The sequence below is a fragment of the Pseudoalteromonas sp. S327 genome (genome assembly GCF_005886415.1).
Classification (GTDB): domain Bacteria; phylum Pseudomonadota; class Gammaproteobacteria; order Enterobacterales; family Alteromonadaceae; genus Pseudoalteromonas; species Pseudoalteromonas atlantica.
Map to the genome: position 1 here is coordinate 74,980 of NZ_PNDP01000044.1, position 19,097 is coordinate 94,076.

The window sequence follows — 19,097 nt, forward strand, 5'->3', positions numbered from 1 at the left end:
TAAGCCTTGGGATCTATACTAGGTGCGCAATTTGGGATAGCTGTTTATTTGCATAAATATTCAGCTCTTTTAGTATAAAAAATTGGATAAAGCATCATGAATTTGCATGAGTATCAGGCAAAACAACTTTTTGCCGAATATGGTTTACCAGTTTCTCAAGGTTTCGCTTGCGATACACCTGAAGAAGCTGCAGCAGCTGCCGAAAAAATTGGCGGTGATATGTGGGTTGTTAAAACTCAGGTTCACGCAGGTGGCCGTGGTAAAGCTGGCGGTGTTAAGCTAGTTAAAACAATCGAAGAAGTAAAAGAATTCGCTGCAAACTGGTTAGGTAAAAACTTAGTTACTTACCAAACAGACGAAAATGGTCAGCCTGTTGCTAAAATTTTAGTAGAAAGCTGTACAGATATCGCTAACGAATTGTACTTAGGTGCAGTTGTTGACCGTGCTTCTCGCAAAGTTGTTTTCATGGCGTCTACTGAAGGCGGTGTTGAAATTGAAACTGTTGCTGAAGAAACTCCAGAGCTTATCCACAAAGCAGAGATCGATCCATTAGTGGGTCCTCAAGCTTACCAAGCACGTGAGTTAGGTTTTAAACTGGGTCTTAACCCTACACAAATGAAGCAGTTCGTTAAGATCTTTATGGGTCTTGGCAACATGTTCAACGATTTTGATTTCGCTCTTCTTGAAATCAACCCGTTAGTAATCACAGACGAAGGTAACCTTCACTGTCTTGACGGCAAAATCGGTATCGATGGTAATGCACTTTACCGTCAACCAAAAATCCGTGAAATGCATGATCCATCTCAAGAAGATGCACGTGAAGCTCACGCAGCAAGCTTCGAGCTTAACTACGTAGCACTAGATGGTAACGTAGGCTGTATGGTTAACGGTGCAGGCCTAGCGATGGGTACTATGGACATCGTAAACCTACACGGCGGCAAGCCAGCTAACTTCCTAGATGTTGGTGGCGGCGCGACTAAAGAGCGTGTTTCTGAAGCATTCAAAATCATCCTTTCTGACGATAACGTAAAAGCTGTTTTAGTTAACATCTTTGGTGGTATCGTACGTTGTGACATGATTGCTGAAGGTATCATTGGCGCAGTTAAAGAAGTAGGTGTAAACGTGCCTGTAGTTGTACGTTTAGAAGGTACTAACGCTGAATTAGGTCGTGACGTTCTTAAGAACTCTGGCCTAGATATCATCGCTGCTGAATCACTAACAGACGCTGCTGAGAAAGTTGTAGCTGCTGCGGAGGGCAAATAATGTCTGTATTAATCAATAAAGATACAAAAGTTATCTGTCAAGGTTTCACTGGTGGCCAAGGTACTTTCCACTCTGAGCAAGCGCTTGAGTACGGTACACAAATGGTTGGCGGTGTAAGCCCAGGTAAAGGCGGTCAAACGCACCTCGGTCTTCCAGTATTCAACACAGTACGCGATGCAGTTAAAGAAACAGGCGCAACAGCGTCAGTTATCTACGTACCAGCACCGTTCTGTAAAGATGCAATCTTAGAAGCTATCGATGCGGGCATCGAGCTAATTGTTTGTATCACTGAAGGTATCCCAACACTAGACATGGTTGACGTTAAAGTTAAGCTTGATAACTCTGGTGTTCGTATGATCGGTCCAAACTGTCCAGGTGTTATCACTCCTGGTGAGACTAAGATTGGTATCATGCCTGGTCACATCCACAAGCCTGGTAAAGTAGGTATTGTTTCTCGCTCTGGTACTTTAACGTACGAAGCAGTTAAACAAACTACAGACGCTGGTTTTGGTCAGTCTACGTGTGTTGGTATTGGTGGCGACCCAATCCCAGGTACTAACTTTATCGACGTGCTAGAAATGTTCGAAAAAGATCCACAAACTGAAGCAATCGTAATGATTGGTGAAATTGGTGGTACTGCAGAAGAAGAAGCTGCAGAGTACATTAAAGCTAACGTAACTAAGCCTGTTGTTTCTTACATTGCTGGTGTAACTGCACCAGAAGGTAAGCGTATGGGTCACGCTGGCGCAATCATCGCAGGCGGTAAAGGTACTGCTGATGAGAAATTTGCTGCACTAGAAGCTGCTGGCGTACAAACTGTACGTTCACTTGCTGATATCGGTAAAGCACTTAAAGAGAAAACAGGCTGGTAATCAGTTTGCTTAATCTTTAAAAAAGGCTCGCATTTGCGAGCCTTTTTGTTTTTGGCTTAAATATTAGTATGGGTAACTAATGTGTTGAAAAAACCGTACTGATAAATCTTGTCGTTCTTTATTTATTGCCAGCTCTGAGCACATAGCGTGTATTGTTTTTTCTACTTGATTCATAAAGCGGCCGTAGCCCATTTCATGTTTATCTTTATGGGTGGCAACAATTACAAAATGTAGTGACTCAACTAATTTTTCAGCATTAAAAAAAATATGTATTTGCGTGGCTGTGCCATTCACATCAAAACTTATTTTTTGTAATTCTGCATTCCCATCATTTTTATCTATTTGGCTATTACGCACTATGGGCCTTGCACCATTAGCAACCATAGCGCCGTGAGATAATTCGTATCGCTCGCAGCACCCTTTAAATGATTGGGCGAAGTAGTTATAAAACTCAGTGTAATTATTTTTATTTATTAAGCTTTGAAATTGCGTTTTAATGCCGCGTGAAACCGGTATAGAAAACGTTGCATAGGTCATTTCTGCATGCTCGGCGGGTATTTTACATTGGCGAGCTAAATAACGGGGGTATAGGCTTCTAAGTTTGTAGCCGTAACTTTGGTTACAGCCTTTGCTCTTTGCAAATAAGTCATAGGTTAAATGCTGATGATCGCGAAGCTTAAACTGGGGTTGTTCAATAAATAATTGTGTTTGTAAATTATCTAACACTTTTTGCACCCTGCTGTGAAATTGTGCCGAGCTTGCGCGTAAATCATCACCGGTGGCTAAAAATAACAAGCGAATTTTTTTACTTTTAAAAGTAGGGGTGTAGTGTAGTTTGTGCGCCTCGTGGTAACGCGGGTTGTAAAAAAACAACATTTGCTTAGCTGTTTCTAATTGATACGACTCATCATGAAATCTGACAACGGGTAATTTGTCGTTAGCGAGTAGGTGTACATTATGTAGCTCGTATTCATCACAGCCTGCAAATAGTTGCTTGGCAATGCGGGTATAGCAACTATCGATATCGCTAAAACTAGTGTAAAAGTCATCAGTGGGTGTAATTTCAGCGAGTAAATAGTGATTAGCTCGCGCATTTGTTGGTATATAAACTCTGTGTTGTGTAGAACTGGCCATCTTTGAATCCTTTTAAGGAGCTTAAGTTTAGGTACTATAAATGCCTTTCATGACTCAAATATTGCGCTAAAACAAATTTAAGTAATAAACTAATGCACCATTGCCATAATAACTAGAATAAACCCGCATCTAGTGCTGTATGTTAGTGTTTGTTTTTGTAATAATGCATTAGTTTTGTTATCACGAATATTCAGAGGATCGCACTCCTATGGCGGAAATTGAGAATCGCCCAAGTAACTTTATAAGAACTCGAATTGATGAAGATTTAGCAAGTGGCAAACATGCAACTACGCATACACGTTTTCCACCTGAACCAAATGGCTTTTTACATATTGGCCATGCAAAATCAATTTGTTTGAATTTTGGCATTGCAAAAGATTACGATGGTTTATGTAACCTACGTTTTGATGATACAAACCCAGAAAAAGAAGATATTAACTACGTTAATTCAATCAAAGAAGACGTGCAGTGGTTAGGCTTCAACTGGAGTGGTGAGATAAAATATTCGTCAAACTATTTTGATACCCTATACGGCTATGCATTAGAGCTTATTGAAAAAGGCTTAGCGTACGTTTGTTTTTTAACGGCCGATCAAGCACGCGAGTATCGCGGTACGTTAAAAGAGCCGGGTAAAAACAGCCCATACAGAGACACCTCAGTAGAAGAAAACCTCGCATTGTTTGAAAAAATGCGCGCGGGTGAATTCAAAGAAGGTGAGTGTGTGCTACGCGCTAAAATTGATATGGCAAGCTCATTTATGGTGCTTCGCGATCCAATTATTTATCGCGTTCGTTTTGCTCATCACCATCAAACAGGTGACAAGTGGTGCATTTACCCAATGTATGACTTCACACACTGTATTTCTGATGCGCTTGAGGGGATAACCCATTCATTGTGTACACTTGAGTTTCAAGATAACCGCCGCTTATACGACTGGGTGCTTGATAACATCAGCCTTGAATGCCACCCACAGCAAATTGAGTTTTCGCGCTTAAATCTTGAATACACAATTATGTCTAAGCGTAAGCTAAACGACTTAGTTGTAAATAACTATGTAGAAGGGTGGGATGACCCACGTATGCCAACTATTGCTGGTTTACGTCGTCGTGGTTATACACCGGCTTCAATACGTGAGTTCTGTTTACGTATCGGTGTGACTAAGCAAGAAAACATGGTTGAAATGGGCATGCTTGAAGCGTGTATCCGTGAAGACTTAAATGAAAACGCACCACGTGCAATGGCAGTACTCGATCCAGTTAAAGTGGTAATAGAAAACTTTGATGCAGATAAAGTAGAAACATTGTCGGTAGCTAATCACCCTAATAAAGAAGAAATGGGGCGTCGTGAAGTACCGTTTACTCGTGAGCTTTTCATTGAGCGTGAAGATTTCCGCGAAGAAGCGAATAATAAATTTAAACGCTTAGTACTTGATAAAGAAGTACGCTTACGTGGTGCTTATGTAATTAAAGCACAGCGTGTAGAAAAAGATGAAAATGGCGAAATTACCACTATTTACTGTACTTACGACAACGAGACACTAGGTAAAAACCCAAGTGACGGTCGTAAAGTAAAAGGGGTTATTCATTGGGTTTCTGCGCCTGAGTCGGTTAATGCAGAAGTTAGATTGTATGACCGTTTATTTAATGTACCAAACCCAGGTGCAGCTGAAGAGTTCGAATCGACACTTAATCCTGATTCGTTAGTTGTATTAGAAAATGCAAAACTAGAAGCATCGCTTGCTAAAGCCGAACCGGCTCAAGGCTTCCAGTTTGAGCGTACTGGCTATTTCTCACGTGATACAAAGTCAGAAAATTTAGTATTCAACCAAACGGTTGGTCTTAGAGATTCATGGGCTAAAATCGAGAAGCAGTAACGCTTTTATAATACCAATTTGCATAATATCTCATTATTGCAAATTGGTATTAAACACCGTTTAAATGTTTAATTTTAAGCACAAAAAAACCTGCAATAGCAGGTTTTTTTATTACTATAGCGCGTTATTAGCTATTTGAATCGCTAAATGCTTTACACGCTGCTTTGTCTTGACACTCACCGTATAGGTATAAAGAGTGATTTGTTAGTGTAATACCGTTTTCTTCGGCTATTTCTAACTGGCGACGTTCAATTAAGTCATCTTCAAATTCAACAACTTTACCACATTTTAAACACACTAGGTGGTCGTGGTGAGTGCTGCCAGAAAGTTCAAATACTGACTTTCCGCCTTCAAAATGGTGACGGCTTACAATACCTGCGTCATCAAATTGGTTTAATACACGGTAAACAGTCGCAAGACCAATTTCTTCACCTAAATCTAAAAGAATTTTGTATACATCTTCAGCGCTGATGTGTTGGTTATCTGGAGATTGTAGAATTTCTAAGATTTTAATACGCGGTAAAGTTACTTTTAAACCGGCTTTTTTAAGTTCCAAGTTATGATCAGTCATTAAATCTGTCTCAAATTTGTTTGGTTATACTAGACATCTCTTACAGATGCACACGACACATTAGCAATAACAAGGATAACGCGCCTAAGCACTGAGTGCAAAGAACAATTGATCAATTTTGCTATTAATTCTAAAGTCGCTAACTGTTTGATAATTATTTAAACAGTTAGCGATAAAAGGGGGAGGAGGTTAGTCTGCTAGTTCGCTTAAGCACATTTCATCATATACTTGTGCGCACCATGCTTTAACACGTTGTTCTGTTAATTCAGGTTGGCGGTCTTCATCAATACCTAAGCCTACAAAGTGCGTGTCATCAGCCATACCTTTAGATGCTTCAAAGTCGTAGCCTTCACTAGACCAATGGCCAACCACAATAGCACCGCGCTCGGTAACGATATCGTTGATCATACCCATAGCGTCTAAAAAGTATTCTGCGTAGTCTTCTTGGTCGCCACAACCAAAAATAGCCACTAGCCTACCTTCAAAGTCTACTTCTTCAAGCTCAGGGAAAAAGTCATCCCAATCACATTGTGCTTCACCGTAGTACCAAGTAGGAATACCGAATAAGATTAAATCGAACTCTGCAATCTCTTCTTTAGAGCTTTTTGCAATGTCGTGTACAGCCACAAGCTTTTTACCCAATTCTTTTTGGATCATTTTTGCTACGTGTTCTGTATTACCTGTGTCACTTCCGAAAAAAATGCCTACACTTGCCATGGAATTCAAACCTTTTATCTATCAATAGCCAATCTTTCTTGTAAAATTGTTTCAATCAGCGCACTACGGCTAATATTTTGTGCATCTGCCATATCACTCAGTGCCTGATATAACTGTGATGAAACTTTAAATTCTACACGCTTTAAACCGCGTGCTTTATCTCGTTTTATTTGATTACGTTTATTAACCTTTAACTGCATATCCCTTGGTAAAGGGTTCGTTTTAGGCCTGCCTGGGCGCTTTTCGTATTCAAATAAATCGGGAGTTGTTCTATCTGTTTCTGACTTCGCCATGCCTAACCTACACCTGCACCTTGCCAAAAAACTTGTATAAGTCCTTTCGCAATAAAGCCAGAACACCCTAAAAAGAGGACGCCCCACACAATGTAGCGACCAAACTTAGGTACGTTACCACTATTAAGTACGTCTTTAATTGCCAGGCCGATGAATACAAAAATACCGGCTAAGCCAAAGTACAACCCTAGGGTATCAAATTCGTTAATAAACTGACTGACCATCAACGTATAACCTTTAAATTAAACGGCGCGTACTATAGCATATAAATATGCATTAATTTAGTACGGATAACCAAAAACACATGATTAAAATTGCATTAAAGCCCTGTTAAAAAGTCATTTATTGCTTTATTAACTGCAGCGGGTTTTTGTGCATGAAGCCAATGTCCTGCACCGTGTATAATTTTTGCTCGTGTATTTTTAAAGCGCTTTGTTATTTCATCGCGGTATTCTGGCAGTATGTAATCAGAATCGTTGCCTTTGATAAACAAAGTATCGCACAAACAAGAATTATTTTCATTAACATTGGCTGTGATTGTCGAATATTTTTCATCAAGTACATCTAAATTAAATCGCCATTTGTACTGTCCATCGTCGTTTTTAGCTAAGCTTTTTAGTAAAAACTGCCTAACACCTAGCTCATTAATGTACTCGCTCATAATAGCATCAGCTTGTTTTCTATCAGTAACCTGGCTAGTTGCCACTTTTTTTAGTGCATTAATAATTTGTGTGTGGCGGGCAGGGTAACTCACAGGGGCAATATCAAGTACCACCAGCTTATTTACTTTTTGGCTATGCATTAGCGCCACTTCCATTGCCACTTTACCGCCCATTGAGTGGCCAATCAGGTGCGCATTGTTAATATTTAACGCGTTCATTAGCTCAACAATATCTGCGGCCATTGCAGGGTAGTTCATTTCATTACTGTGCGGTGAAGCGCCATGGTTACGCAAATCTACATTCGTTACCCTAAAGTACTCGCTCAATGGTTTTGCAATAACATTTAGGTTTTCTAAAGAGCCAAATAAACCATGAATGATCACTACATCCGGACCTTCACCGTATTGTTTATAGTTTAATAGCATGACCGCCTCCTAAAATTTTGGCTTAGTTTGCCGAGCATTGCCCTAAAAAGCAAAAGATATAACGGTTAACTGCTCTGCACGCGCCTTTTATGGGGTAACACCGTTTATTTTTACGCCAGTTGTGGGCTATTTGGTGTTACCAGCCTAATGGAGATAATAATATGGGTAGTACTTTTAAAAGCTGTTAATTACTACATTGGGTTTATAAGCAAATAATCAACACACCTTTATTAGCGCGTTTATAGGTTATGTTTGTGCGAGTGCTTGTTGTAACTCGCATTTATATTTGGTTTGGGTATAATCACGGGGAAAGAAAAAATGTGGCCCGTAATGACAGGAACAACATGAAACAAATCGACATAGACGACGAGTTATATCAGTATATTGCTAGCAATACACAAAGTATTGGCGAAAGCGCATCCACTATTTTACGTCGTTTATTAAATCTAAACGGTGATGACAACACTCCCGTTGCTAAGAACAATCAAAACAATCAAACAGCTACTCAAGCCCCACTTGACGACACGCCAGCTACTAACGACAGCCAAGAGCAAGAGGTTGTCACACCCGTGAAGCAAACAAACGCTAATGTATTTAATATTCTAAATAAAGAAGAACTAGCAATGCAAAAAGGGGTGGTAGGCAGGTTTTTATTTATTTTAAGTGCTTTTTATAGAACGCATAAAAAAGAATTTAGTGCTGTGCTTGATATAAAAGGGCGCGACCGCGTTTACTTTGCAACCAGCAAAGAAGACTTAGTTAATAGCGGCAGTAGTATGAACCCTAAAAACATTACCGACAGTGAGTACTGGGTAATGACAAATTCGAACACAACACGTAAAAAAATGATGCTACACGAGGTTGCGCTGTGCTTAGGTTATTCAGCAGAGCAAGCAGAAGAAATTCGCGATTACTTGTAAGGAAATAAACATGGCTATTCATTCAGGTGCTGGGAAAACTGCGCCACATTCAACTTTAGTTAACGTACCAAAACTGGTATCGGCTTATTACTTAAATGAGCCAGACTTAGAGCAAAACCCAGAGCATTGTGTTGCTTTTGGTACGTCGGGTCACCGTGGTTGCTCTTACGATGTTAAGTTTAACGAATCTCATATTTTAGCCATTACACAAGCTATTTGTGACTACAGAAAGCAAAACGACATTTTTGGTCCGCTTTTTTTAGGTAAAGATACGCATGCATTAAGTGAAGCTGCTTTTAACTCTGCCATAGAAGTATTAGTGGCTAATGAGGTGCAAGTAATTACCCAGCAAAATCACGATTACACGCCAACCCCTGTTATTAGCCATGCTATTGTTTGCCATAACAAATTAAATCCTAACGAATTAGCCGACGGTATTGTGGTAACGCCTTCACATAACCCGCCAGAAGACGGTGGCTTTAAGTACAATCCACCTAACGGTGGCCCAGCAGATACCGACGTAACTAAATGGATTGAAGACAGAGCAAATCAATTACTATTAGAAGATTTAGTAGAAGTTGAGCTGTTTCCATTTGCTAAAGCATCGCGTTCAGGGTTTATTAAATACGAAGACCTAATGACGCCATACATTAACGACTTAGAAAATATCGTTAATTTAAAAGCCGTTAGCGATGCGGGTATTAAAGTAGGTATTGACCCGCTAGGTGGCTCTGGTATTAACTTTTGGCCATTAATAGCGCAAAAATATAATTTAGATTTAACCGTAGTAAACGACAGTGTTGATCCGCGTTTTGCATTTATGCCACTTGATAAAGATGGCAAAATTCGTATGGATTGTTCATCACCTTACTCAATGGCTAATTTAATTAAATTAAAAGACGACTTTGATATTGCTATTGGCAACGACCCAGATTACGACCGCCACGGTATTGTTACCCCAGATGGGTTAATGAATCCTAATCACTTTTTAGCGGTAGCGATTGATTATTTATTAAAACACCGCGACTGGGACAGCAGTGTAGAAATTGGCAAAACGCTGGTTTCTAGCTCAATGATTGACCGCGTAGTAGCTCGTAATGAGCTTAAAGTTAAAGAAGTGCCGGTTGGCTTTAAGTGGTTTGTAGATGGCTTAAACAAAGGTAAGCTTGCCTTTGGTGGCGAAGAAAGTGCTGGCGCTGCGTTTTTACGATTTGATGGCAGCGTATGGTGTACCGACAAAGACGGCTTTATTATGGGGTTACTTGCAGCTGAAATACTCGCAGTAACAGGTAAAACACCATCAGCGCTTTATAAAGAGCTAGAGCAAGAATTTGGCTCTCCACTATATAAGCGTTTAGATGCCCCTGCTAGCAGTGCGCAAAAATCACGTTTAAAAGCACTTAGTGCAAGCGATGTTAAAGCCGATACATTAGCTGGCGAACCAATTTTACAAAAACTGACTCATGCACCTGGCAATGATGCGGCCATTGGCGGCTTAAAAGTAGTGACTGAAAACGGCTGGTTTGCAGCACGTCCTTCTGGTACTGAAGATATTTATAAAATTTATCTTGAGTCTTTCAAAGGTGAAGAGCATTTAGCACTACTAGAAAAAGAAGCGAAGCAATTAGTTGATTCTGTGATCAGCTAACACGGCTTACACTATTTAAAAACGGCTGATTTATTCAGCCGTTTTTGTTTGTATCTCTCACACTATAAAAGGGCTTATCATGTTAGCCAAACCAGATTATTTAAATGAACTAATAAATAGCGGCGACTTTTTAACACTCAGTCGCGACAATGAATGGCATTTAGAGGCAAGTGAATTCACGCTAGTAAATGGAACGCGCGTAACCGTTCACGATACAGGCGTTATTGAATTTCAACCACAGGGCACAACAACAAAAGATGTTGTGCTTTCAAGCGCTGTACACGGTAACGAAACCGCACCTATAGAAATATGTGACGAGCTAATAAAAACCATAATAAAAGGTGAGCTTGCATTAAATCAGCGTGTGCTCTTTATATTTGGTAATCCAAAATCAATAAATATTGGCCTGCGTTTTGTAGAAGAAAACCTAAACCGTTTGTTTAACGGCCACCACACTGTTGAGGGTGTGCCAATGAATGATGAGCGCAAACGCGCTGCAAACCTAGAAGAGTATGTAACTGACTTTTTTGCACGGGGCGAGCAAGGCAGTGCACGTTATCATTATGATTTACATACTGCTATACGTGGCTCAAAAAATGAAAAATTTGCTGTGTATCCTTATCTTCATGGTAAACCATGGAAAAAATCGCAGTTACAATTTTTACTTAGCTGCGGTGTAAATACCGTATTGATGATGAAATCACCGGCAACTACATTCAGTTACTATTCTTCGTTTGTTCATGGCGCTGATTCATTCACCGTTGAACTGGGTCAAGTTAAACCGTTTGGTGAAAACGACATGGTTCGCTTTGCAAAAACCAAGCAAACGCTAACTGCATTAATTAGCCAAAAAGAAGTGCAATACCCTCAATTTAATGCAAGTGACTTTGAGCTGTTTGCCGTGCATCGCACAATTAATAGAACGCAGCAGGACTTTAGCTTTCCGTTTTCTGATGATGCAGAAAATTTCACAGGGTTTGCTAAAGGTGAGTTGCTAGCAACAGACGGCGATACCCCTTATTATGCCGATGTGGAAGGGGAAGCTATTATTTTTCCAAATGCGCACGTTGCGCTTGGGCAAAGGGCACTGCTTACCGTTATTCCTATGCAAGTAGATAGTAATTTCGTCTAATAAAACTCATCAGACCACTCGCCTTGAATATTTAACTGTATGTTTTTATTAGTTTAATAAATGCGTACAGTTAACTTTCCATATTTTTAATCGTATTTTACTTTTGTTTCGTCTTACACTTGTTGAATAACATCTTACGTTAACGTAAGGTGGTGGCAGCTTTAATTAAATACAGCGCAGATGCTGCAAAGTTTATTCGCAAGCCTCACCCATAATAAAAACTTAAAAGGGGCGCTGTATCACAGACAACAAGAGAAGGTAGGTTATGAGTAATCCAAATAACGTATCGCTGAATATTAACCACGACCTCGAGTTTATAGACGGTCATGCGCTAACTATTCCAACCCTTAGTATTTTAACTGAGGACGGCGACATTCATCCTAGTGCTACCGCACCGACTATTTCTAAACACACAGCGATTAAATTATACGAAACAATGCGTTTTATTCGCCTACTCGATGAGCGGATGCAAGGCGCGCAGCGCCAAGGCCGCGTAAGCTTTTATATGCAATGTTTAGGTGAAGAAGCCGCTGTTACTGCTTCTGCTGCCGCACTTGATCAAGATGACATGATTATGGCGCAATACCGCGAGCAAGCCGCTTTGCATTACCGTGGATTTACGCTTGACCAATTTATGAATCAAATGTTTTCTAATGAGTTAGATTTAGGAAAAGGGCGCCAAATGCCGATTCATTATGGTTCAAAAGAACTAAATTATATGACCATATCATCGCCCCTCGGTACGCAAATTCCTCAAGCTACAGGGTATGCCTACGGGCAAAAAGTAAAACACATTGACGCAAAAACCGGCGAGCTTGCAAGCACCATTGATAATGTGACGATTTGTTACTTTGGTGAGGGTGCAGCATCTGAAGGTGATTTTCATGCGGGTTTAAATATGGCTGCGGTACACAAAGCCCCTGTTATATTTTTTGCACGTAATAACGGGTATGCAATATCAACACCTGCAGATGAGCAATTTAAAGGCGATGGTATAGCATCGCGAGGCGTAGGGTATGGCATTAAAACCATACGTGTTGATGGCTCAGATGCATTAGCCGTGTTTGCAGCAACACAACAGGCCCGCGAAATTGCAGCAACGCAGGGCGAGCCGGTATTAATTGAGTCAATAGCGTACAGATTAGGTGCTCACTCAACCTCAGATGATCCAAGTGGTTACCGCTCAAAAGATGAAGAGGCCACGCATAAAGTTTGCCCAATTGATAAATTTAAAAAATGGTTGATCAAACAAGAGTGGTTAAACGAAGAGGACGATGCTAAAGCGAAAGACACTATTCGTGAAGATATTTTAGCCGCCCTTAAACGTGCTGAAAAAGTGCAAAAGCCAGCGCTTGAAGAGCTAATATCAGATGTTTACGATACGCCAATTCCCTCACTTGAGCGCCAATATAACGATTTAAAAGCACATATAAAGCAGCACCCAGATGCGTACCCAATCACAGCAGGGAGAATTAAGTAATGGCTAAAATGAACATGCTACACGCAATTAATTCTGCACTCGATATCACCATGAATGAGCACCCTCAGGCGTGTATTTTTGGTGAAGATGTTGGCTATTTTGGTGGTGTTTTTAGAGCGACCTCAGGTTTGCAAGAAAAGTACGGTAAACACCGCGTATTTAACACACCGCTTACAGAGCAAGGTATTTTAGGTTTTGCCAATGGCTTAGCCGCGTTTGGCGCACCTGCACTTGCTGAAATACAATTTGCTGATTATATTTTTCCGGCATTTGACCAAATAGTTAATGAGTCTGCCAAGTTTAGATACCGCAGTGGTAATGAATTTAACGTGGGCAATTTAACGATTCGCACCCCGTATGGTGGCGGTATTGCGGGGGGCTTATATCACTCACAATCGCCAGAGGCATACTTTGCCCATACGCCAGGGCTAAAAATAGTGGTACCGCGAAACCCTTACCAAGCAAAAGGGTTACTAAGAGCAAGTATTAAAGACGATAACCCCGTTATTTTTTTCGAGCCTAAACGTTTATACCGCGCTTCTACCGGCGAAGTACCAGAGGATGATTACACCATTGAGCTGGGTAAAGCCGAAGTAGTACAAGAAGGTACAGATATCACTGTACTTGCGTGGGGCGCGCAAATGGAAATTGTTGAAAACGCAGCAAAACAAGCCAATGAACAAGGCATTAGTTGTGAGGTGATTGACCTTAGAAGCATATTACCTTGGGATGTTGAGACAATTGCTAAGTCGGTCACTAAAACAGGACGTTTAGTGATAAGCCACGAAGCGCCTATTACCAATGGCTTTGGTGCCGAAATTGCGGCGACTATTCAGCAAGAGTGCTTTTTACACCTTGAGTCACCTATTATGCGAGTATGTGGGTTAGATACACCTTACCCATTAGCACTTGAAAAAGAATATGTGCCTGATGAGCTAAAAGTAATGGCCGCAATTAAACGATCAATGGATTTTTAGGGGATACCATGGCTAAAGATTTTATATTACCCGATATTGGTGAAGGCATTGTTGAGTGCGAAGTGGTTGAATGGCTAATACAAGAGGGTGACACAGTAAAAGAAGATCAACCCATTTGTGACGTGATGACCGATAAAGCCCTGGTGCAAATTCCGGCTGTGCACGATGGCGTAATCACTAAATTGTATTATCAAAAAGGGGAGATAGCGCAGGTTCATGCCCCCTTGTTTGCTATGAATGTAGCCGATGAGCAAAGCCAAAGCGATGAAACACACACAGAACAAGTGCAAAATACACAAAGCGACAACGCATCGTCAGAGCATTTAGAGGATTTTATTCTTCCAGATATTGGTGAGGGGATTGTTGAGTGTGAAATTGTTGATTGGCTAGTGGCCGAAGGTGATGAAATACAAGAAGATCAGGCTGTGTGTGATGTAATGACCGACAAAGCTCTTGTACAAATTCCGGCTAAATACACAGGTACAGTGCAAAAACTTTACTATCAAAAAGGTGAAATTGCTCAGGTACATAGCCCGTTATTTCAAATGAGCATAGCCGGAAGTACAGCTAAACCCAATGTAGATGTAAACGACGCCGTTGTAAAAGCACAAAGTAAAGCGGCAGATAAATCTATAGCAACGCAGCAAACAACAGCAAATAAAGTTGTTAATAAAAAAGCGGTTGCCTCTCCAGCTGTAAGGCGCAAAGCGCGAGAGCTTGATGTTGATTTAACGTGCGTACCGGGCAGCGGTAAAAATGGCCGCATTTATAAACAAGACATAGAAGAATTTATTAAAGGTGAGGTACCTAACACAATAGATACATCACCACTTAGCAGTGCTACTACTAAAAACAGCGTTACTCAAAATAAAGAGCCACAATCGCCACAAACACAAAACGGTGGTATGCGAGCAGAGCCAATTAAAGGCATTAAAGCGGCTATGGCAAAGCAAATGATGGCCTCGGTCTCTACAATCCCTCACTTTACCTTTAGTGACGAGATAGACTTAACGCAATTAATTGCCCTGCGAGCGAGTTTAAAAGAGCAGTATAAAGCGCAAGGTGTAAAGCTCACTATGATGCCATTTTTTATCAAAGCGTTATCACTTGCGATGAAAGAGTACCCAGTGCTTAATTCTAAAGTAAATGATGATTGCACTGAGCTTACCTACTTTGACGATCATAATATTGGGGTAGCAGTGGATTCAAAAGTGGGTTTGCTAGTGCCTAATATTAAATCGTGCCAATCTAAGAGTATTGTTGAAGTTGCAAACAGTTTAACAAGCCTAACTGATGCAGCACGCGAGGGACGAGTAGCGCCAGATGACTTAAAAGGGGGCACCATTAGCATTTCAAATATTGGGGCAATTGGCGGCACTATTGCGACCCCGATTATTAATAAGCCAGAAGTTGCTATTGTAGCATTAGGGAAGTTACAACACTTACCGCGCTTTGATGAAAGCGGGCAAGTTGTGAGTAAAGCTATTATGCAAGTGAGTTGGTCTGGCGATCACCGTGTTATTGATGGCGGTACAATTGCGCGCTTTAATAACTTGTGGAAATCATATTTAGAAAACCCATCGGCAATGATGATGGCTATGAGTTAATAATTAAACTTATAAAAAAACCAGCAATTTGCTGGTTTTTTGTTTTAAAGCGCGGTGTTTTTAATTAAGATACAAATGTTACTAAAAGGTAATAAAACAAACCCGCTAGGGAATATAAAAACTAACACTAAGGAATTGTAATGGAACATTATATGAACGCGCTGCGTAGCTACGCAGATTTTTCAGGACGTAATCGCCGTAAAGCATTTTGGATGTTTTACTTAATAAATTTATTAATCAGCATAGTACTAGGTGTTGTTGATGAGCTAATGGGCGTAGCTGTAATTGGTACTATCTATAGCTTGGCACTGTTAATTCCTCAATTAAGCGCAGGTGCACGCCGTTTACACGATACAGGCCGCTCTGGCTGGTGGCAGCTACTTTGGTTAGTGCCAATCATTGGCTGGATTGTTATAATTGTATTCCTTGCGCAAGACTCACATGAAGGTGAGAACGATTATGGCCCAAATCCAAAAGAGTTAGCGGCTGAACCTGTTTCTGTATAAATAATAAGCTAATATTAAAAAAGCTCAGCAATTGCTGAGCTTTTTTGTACTTATGATTTTTTAAACTGTTAACTTAAAAAGTAAAGCCCGTAACCAACAACTAAAGCAGGTATAGAGGTATACAAGGTAGCAATTACAGCCGCTTTTGGCGCCATTGCAATAGCAGGAAACAACGCATCGCCATCATTTGAAATCGCATTAGCAGCTAATGCACTAAAAGGAATAATGCCCTGTATATAAAGCGTGGTTACAATTATTTGTGGCCCACAGCCAGGTAAAAAACCAATGACGACTGCAATTAACGGTGCTAAATAGGCGTAGTGCATAAACCAGGTTTTTAAATCAAGGCCTACCACACTGACTAATATTTCAAACAGCATGAACGAAGCCACCACCCAAGCAGTTACAAAATGGGTATCTTGTAATACTTTTATAAGCTTTGAAGGCGGATTACATTCATCGTCTTCAGAGGTTACTTCTTTATAGCTTTCGCCTTTAGAAGAGTAGGCCCAAATAACAACCGTAAACAGTGCCATTGCTGCACCAAATAAGCTAATACCGGTGCTGGTATATTGACCAAATTGATTAAAGTCCACATTAAATGCAATTAAAAACGCAATGATTAAACTTGGAATAATGGCAAACATCCACACAGGTTTGCTAATTTTTATTATTTTAGTGGGCAAAACTTTTACTTGGTGTTTTTGCTCTTGTGCGCTGGGACGTAAAAAATCAGGTTTGTGAATTGCATTAACTATTAATCCACACAGTGTGCCTACCACTAAACCTATAGCCATTATTGTTAAACCTTCAGTAGGGCGCGTAGCAAGCAGTAAAAAAGCAGCATCTCCCATCGTGGCGGTAAGTACAGCAACAATAGCCCCAAAGCTTGCTTGGCCTTTAGTGTATTGAGTAACCACAATAATTGCACCACCACAGCCGGGTAAAGCGCCAAGAACGGATGCAAACAGCACTTCAAGCGATTTAGATTTAGCGCTTAAGTAGCTCATTTCTAATTGAGGGATATGTTCTATTGCGTAGTAGTAAATAAGTAACGTAGCCGCTACAAATACACTAACCTGAAAAAACGCATCACTGAGAGCAGTAATGGTTATTTCGCGAAGACTAGGAACAGCTAAACATACCAATAAAAAAAGTGGTAGGAGTAAGCGTTTATTTTGGCTAACAAACCGTTTGGAAGCTGGCGTAATAAATCCTATTTGAGAGAGTAAAATCATAAGTGTGCCCCAGTTTTATTTTAACTAGGACACACTGTATACATTTTGCAAATGATAATCAATATCATTTGCATCTATTTAAATCGATAGCTCAGTTTGAGTTTTTCGATGGTAAATAACCTACGCTCAGGCGAATTACATTATTTGCGTTGAAACTCTGAGTTTTCGTACCATGCTGGCCATTGTGCTTGCTCAGAAATATCAAAGCCTACTTTATAAAACAACTGTAAGTCTTGCACCGCACCCGATAAATCCCACTCATCGCGGTATCTATCACAGGGTTGATGGTAGCAACCACGTAGCACTAAGCTCATACGTTTACGATAATTTGCTGTATCCTCATCAGCAGCAACAGTACCGCCGCCTGCATACATAGCCGGAATCCCCATGTTTGCAAATGCAAAATGATCAGAGCGGTAATAACCACCTGAAGATGGTTTAGGGTCGCCCGCTATTGTTCTACCTTGCTCTTTTGCTGCTTTGGCTAGTAGGTCGTCCATTTGCGACTTACCTAAACCTACTACGTTCATGTCTTTTACTTTACCTAATAAGTTTAGGCTATCCATGTTTATATTGGCGACTGTTTTATCGGCAGCAATAACTGGGTTAGCAGCGTAGTATTTAGATCCAAGTAAGCCTTGCTCTTCAGCCGTAACAGCTAAAAATGTCATTGAGCGAGTAGGGTGCTTTGGCAGCTTAGTAAATGCCTCTGCAACCTCAATTAGCCCCGCAGTGCCTGTGGCGTTATCGTGTGCCCCATTATAAATTTGGTCGCCCTTACGGGTTGTATCTGTACCTAGGTGATCCCAATGCGCTGAATAAATAACATGTTCATCCGCTTTTTCGCTACCCGGCAACGTGGCAATAAAGTTATACGACACCGATTTTTTAATTGTATTTTTAACATTAACCGATGCAGTTAAATCGCCCATGTCAACGTTATACGCACCTTTAGCTGCATTGGCTTTTGCAGTCTCAAAATCCAGACCCGCTTTAGCAAATAACTCTTTTGCTACTTCAGTGGTCACCCAGCCTTCAACCGCAACGCGGTCCATATTGTTGTTCTCTTTTTGAAAACCAAACTGCTCACCGCTCCATGAATTTTCAACCACTGACCACGGGTATGATGCAGGGGCTGTTTCGTGAATGATGATAGCACCGGCTGCACCTTGACGACTCGCTTCTTCATATTTATAAGTCCAACGGCCGTAGTAGGTCATTGCATCGCCGGTAAATAACGCAGGATCTTTTGTAGCAAAACCCGGATCGTTAACAAGCATTACAACAGTTTTGCCTTTTACGTCTAGGCCTTCGTAATCGTTCCAGTTATATTCAGGGGCATTTACACCGTAACCTACGAAGACAAGCTCTGAATTTTCAATCCCTTCTTGTGCGCTAATGCGGCTACTGCCCATAACCATATCTTTTTTGTATTGATAATCTTTACCACCAATACTTAATACCATATTTGAATCAGCTTCTAATGAAACAAGCGGCACTTCTTGTAAAAAGCTATCACCATTACCGGGTTCAAACCCTAATGCTTTAAATTGAGTGGTCAGATAATCAAGCGTTAACTTTTCACCTTCAGATGAAGGCGCTCTACCGCCAAATTCATCAGAGGCAAGCACTTTAATGTGCGCTGCAAGTTCATCTGCTTTAATACTGTTGTAACCATTTGTTACATCGGTAGGTGTAATACTTGTTGTTGCACAGCCAGCTAACACAGCGCCAGCAATCAGTGTGAGAGAGAAATATCGTTTCATAGTAGCTCTATTC

Annotated in this window: 18 protein-coding genes; 10 read left to right on the forward strand and 8 right to left on the reverse strand. The window is 40.7% G+C overall.

Annotated features, from left to right (window positions below; translation table 11 throughout):
* The first annotated feature begins 96 nt into the window (after positions 1-96).
* Positions 97-1,263, forward strand: coding sequence for an ADP-forming succinate--CoA ligase subunit beta (gene sucC, locus CWB60_RS14140; protein ID WP_004586679.1), 1,167 nt, complete (start codon positions 97-99; stop codon positions 1,261-1,263).
* Positions 1,263-2,135, forward strand: coding sequence for a succinate--CoA ligase subunit alpha (gene sucD, locus CWB60_RS14145; protein WP_004586678.1), 873 nt, complete (start codon positions 1,263-1,265; stop codon positions 2,133-2,135). The genes sucC and sucD overlap by 1 nt, the downstream gene beginning before the upstream one ends.
* A gap of 63 nt (positions 2,136-2,198) precedes the next feature.
* On the opposite strand, the gene CWB60_RS14150 is transcribed toward sucD, so the two are convergent.
* The gene (locus CWB60_RS14150) at positions 2,199-3,269 is read right to left on the reverse strand and encodes a DUF3083 family protein (protein ID WP_138576498.1); all 1,071 of its coding nucleotides are present in this window, start codon (positions 3,267-3,269) and stop codon (positions 2,199-2,201) included.
* Between the two features lie 208 nt (positions 3,270-3,477).
* Between CWB60_RS14150 and glnS the strand changes: the two genes are divergently transcribed.
* On the forward strand, positions 3,478-5,142 hold the full coding sequence (gene glnS / locus CWB60_RS14155; protein ID WP_138576496.1) for a glutamine--tRNA ligase: 1,665 nt from the start codon (positions 3,478-3,480) through the stop codon (positions 5,140-5,142).
* Between the two features lie 127 nt (positions 5,143-5,269).
* Here the strand turns inward: glnS and fur are convergent, their stop codons facing one another.
* From fur to CWB60_RS14180, 5 genes are all read right to left on the reverse strand, one after another.
* Entirely contained in the window at positions 5,270-5,713 is a 444-nt protein-coding gene (gene fur, locus CWB60_RS14160) for a ferric iron uptake transcriptional regulator (RefSeq protein WP_004586675.1), read from the reverse strand.
* A 189-nt stretch (positions 5,714-5,902) separates the two neighbouring features.
* Positions 5,903-6,430, reverse strand: coding sequence for a flavodoxin FldA (gene fldA, locus CWB60_RS14165; protein ID WP_138576494.1), 528 nt, complete (start codon positions 6,428-6,430; stop codon positions 5,903-5,905).
* 14 nt (positions 6,431-6,444) lie between these two features.
* Complete coding sequence (ybfE, locus tag CWB60_RS14170) at positions 6,445-6,723, reverse strand: LexA regulated protein (protein ID WP_004586673.1); 279 nt, start codon at positions 6,721-6,723, stop codon at positions 6,445-6,447.
* Positions 6,724-6,725: 2 nt separating this feature from the next.
* Positions 6,726-6,947 carry a DUF2788 domain-containing protein gene (locus CWB60_RS14175; RefSeq protein ID WP_004586672.1) on the reverse strand — a complete coding sequence of 74 codons (222 nt, stop codon included), beginning with the start codon at positions 6,945-6,947 and terminating at the stop codon, positions 6,726-6,728.
* A 95-nt stretch (positions 6,948-7,042) separates the two neighbouring features.
* Positions 7,043-7,810 carry an alpha/beta fold hydrolase gene (locus tag CWB60_RS14180; protein ID WP_138576492.1) on the reverse strand — a complete coding sequence of 256 codons (768 nt, stop codon included), beginning with the start codon at positions 7,808-7,810 and terminating at the stop codon, positions 7,043-7,045.
* A 344-nt stretch (positions 7,811-8,154) separates the two neighbouring features.
* On the opposite strand from CWB60_RS14180, the gene seqA reads away from it, so the two are divergent.
* From seqA to CWB60_RS14215, 7 genes are all read left to right on the forward strand, one after another.
* Positions 8,155-8,730 (forward strand): replication initiation negative regulator SeqA, encoded by a 576-nt coding sequence (gene seqA / locus CWB60_RS14185; protein ID WP_024033550.1) that lies wholly within the window; start codon positions 8,155-8,157, stop codon positions 8,728-8,730.
* A 10-nt stretch (positions 8,731-8,740) separates the two neighbouring features.
* On the forward strand, positions 8,741-10,378 hold the full coding sequence (gene pgm, locus CWB60_RS14190; protein ID WP_138576490.1) for a phosphoglucomutase (alpha-D-glucose-1,6-bisphosphate-dependent): 1,638 nt from the start codon (positions 8,741-8,743) through the stop codon (positions 10,376-10,378).
* 79 nt (positions 10,379-10,457) lie between these two features.
* Positions 10,458-11,510, forward strand: coding sequence for a succinylglutamate desuccinylase (gene astE, locus CWB60_RS14195; protein ID WP_138576488.1), 1,053 nt, complete (start codon positions 10,458-10,460; stop codon positions 11,508-11,510).
* Positions 11,511-11,775: 265 nt separating this feature from the next.
* A complete protein-coding gene (locus tag CWB60_RS14200) occupies positions 11,776-12,990 on the forward strand; it encodes a thiamine pyrophosphate-dependent dehydrogenase E1 component subunit alpha (RefSeq protein WP_138576486.1) in 1,215 nt (404 codons plus the stop codon).
* A complete protein-coding gene (locus CWB60_RS14205) occupies positions 12,990-13,967 on the forward strand; it encodes an alpha-ketoacid dehydrogenase subunit beta (protein ID WP_138576484.1) in 978 nt (325 codons plus the stop codon). Before CWB60_RS14200 ends, CWB60_RS14205 begins: the two co-directional genes overlap by 1 nt.
* Before the next feature lie 8 nt (positions 13,968-13,975).
* Positions 13,976-15,574, forward strand: coding sequence for a dihydrolipoyllysine-residue acetyltransferase (locus tag CWB60_RS14210; RefSeq protein WP_138576482.1), 1,599 nt, complete (start codon positions 13,976-13,978; stop codon positions 15,572-15,574).
* Between the two features lie 140 nt (positions 15,575-15,714).
* A complete protein-coding gene (locus tag CWB60_RS14215; protein WP_054982556.1) occupies positions 15,715-16,080 on the forward strand; it encodes a DUF805 domain-containing protein in 366 nt (121 codons plus the stop codon).
* A 68-nt stretch (positions 16,081-16,148) separates the two neighbouring features.
* Here the strand turns inward: CWB60_RS14215 and CWB60_RS14220 are convergent, their stop codons facing one another.
* Both CWB60_RS14220 and CWB60_RS14225 read right to left on the reverse strand, forming a co-directional pair.
* Positions 16,149-17,318 (reverse strand): putative manganese transporter, encoded by a 1,170-nt coding sequence (locus tag CWB60_RS14220; RefSeq protein ID WP_096739586.1) that lies wholly within the window; start codon positions 17,316-17,318, stop codon positions 16,149-16,151.
* 140 nt (positions 17,319-17,458) lie between these two features.
* On the reverse strand, positions 17,459-19,084 hold the full coding sequence (locus tag CWB60_RS14225; protein ID WP_138576480.1) for a M28 family metallopeptidase: 1,626 nt from the start codon (positions 19,082-19,084) through the stop codon (positions 17,459-17,461).
* Between the last annotated feature and the right edge of the window lie 13 nt (positions 19,085-19,097).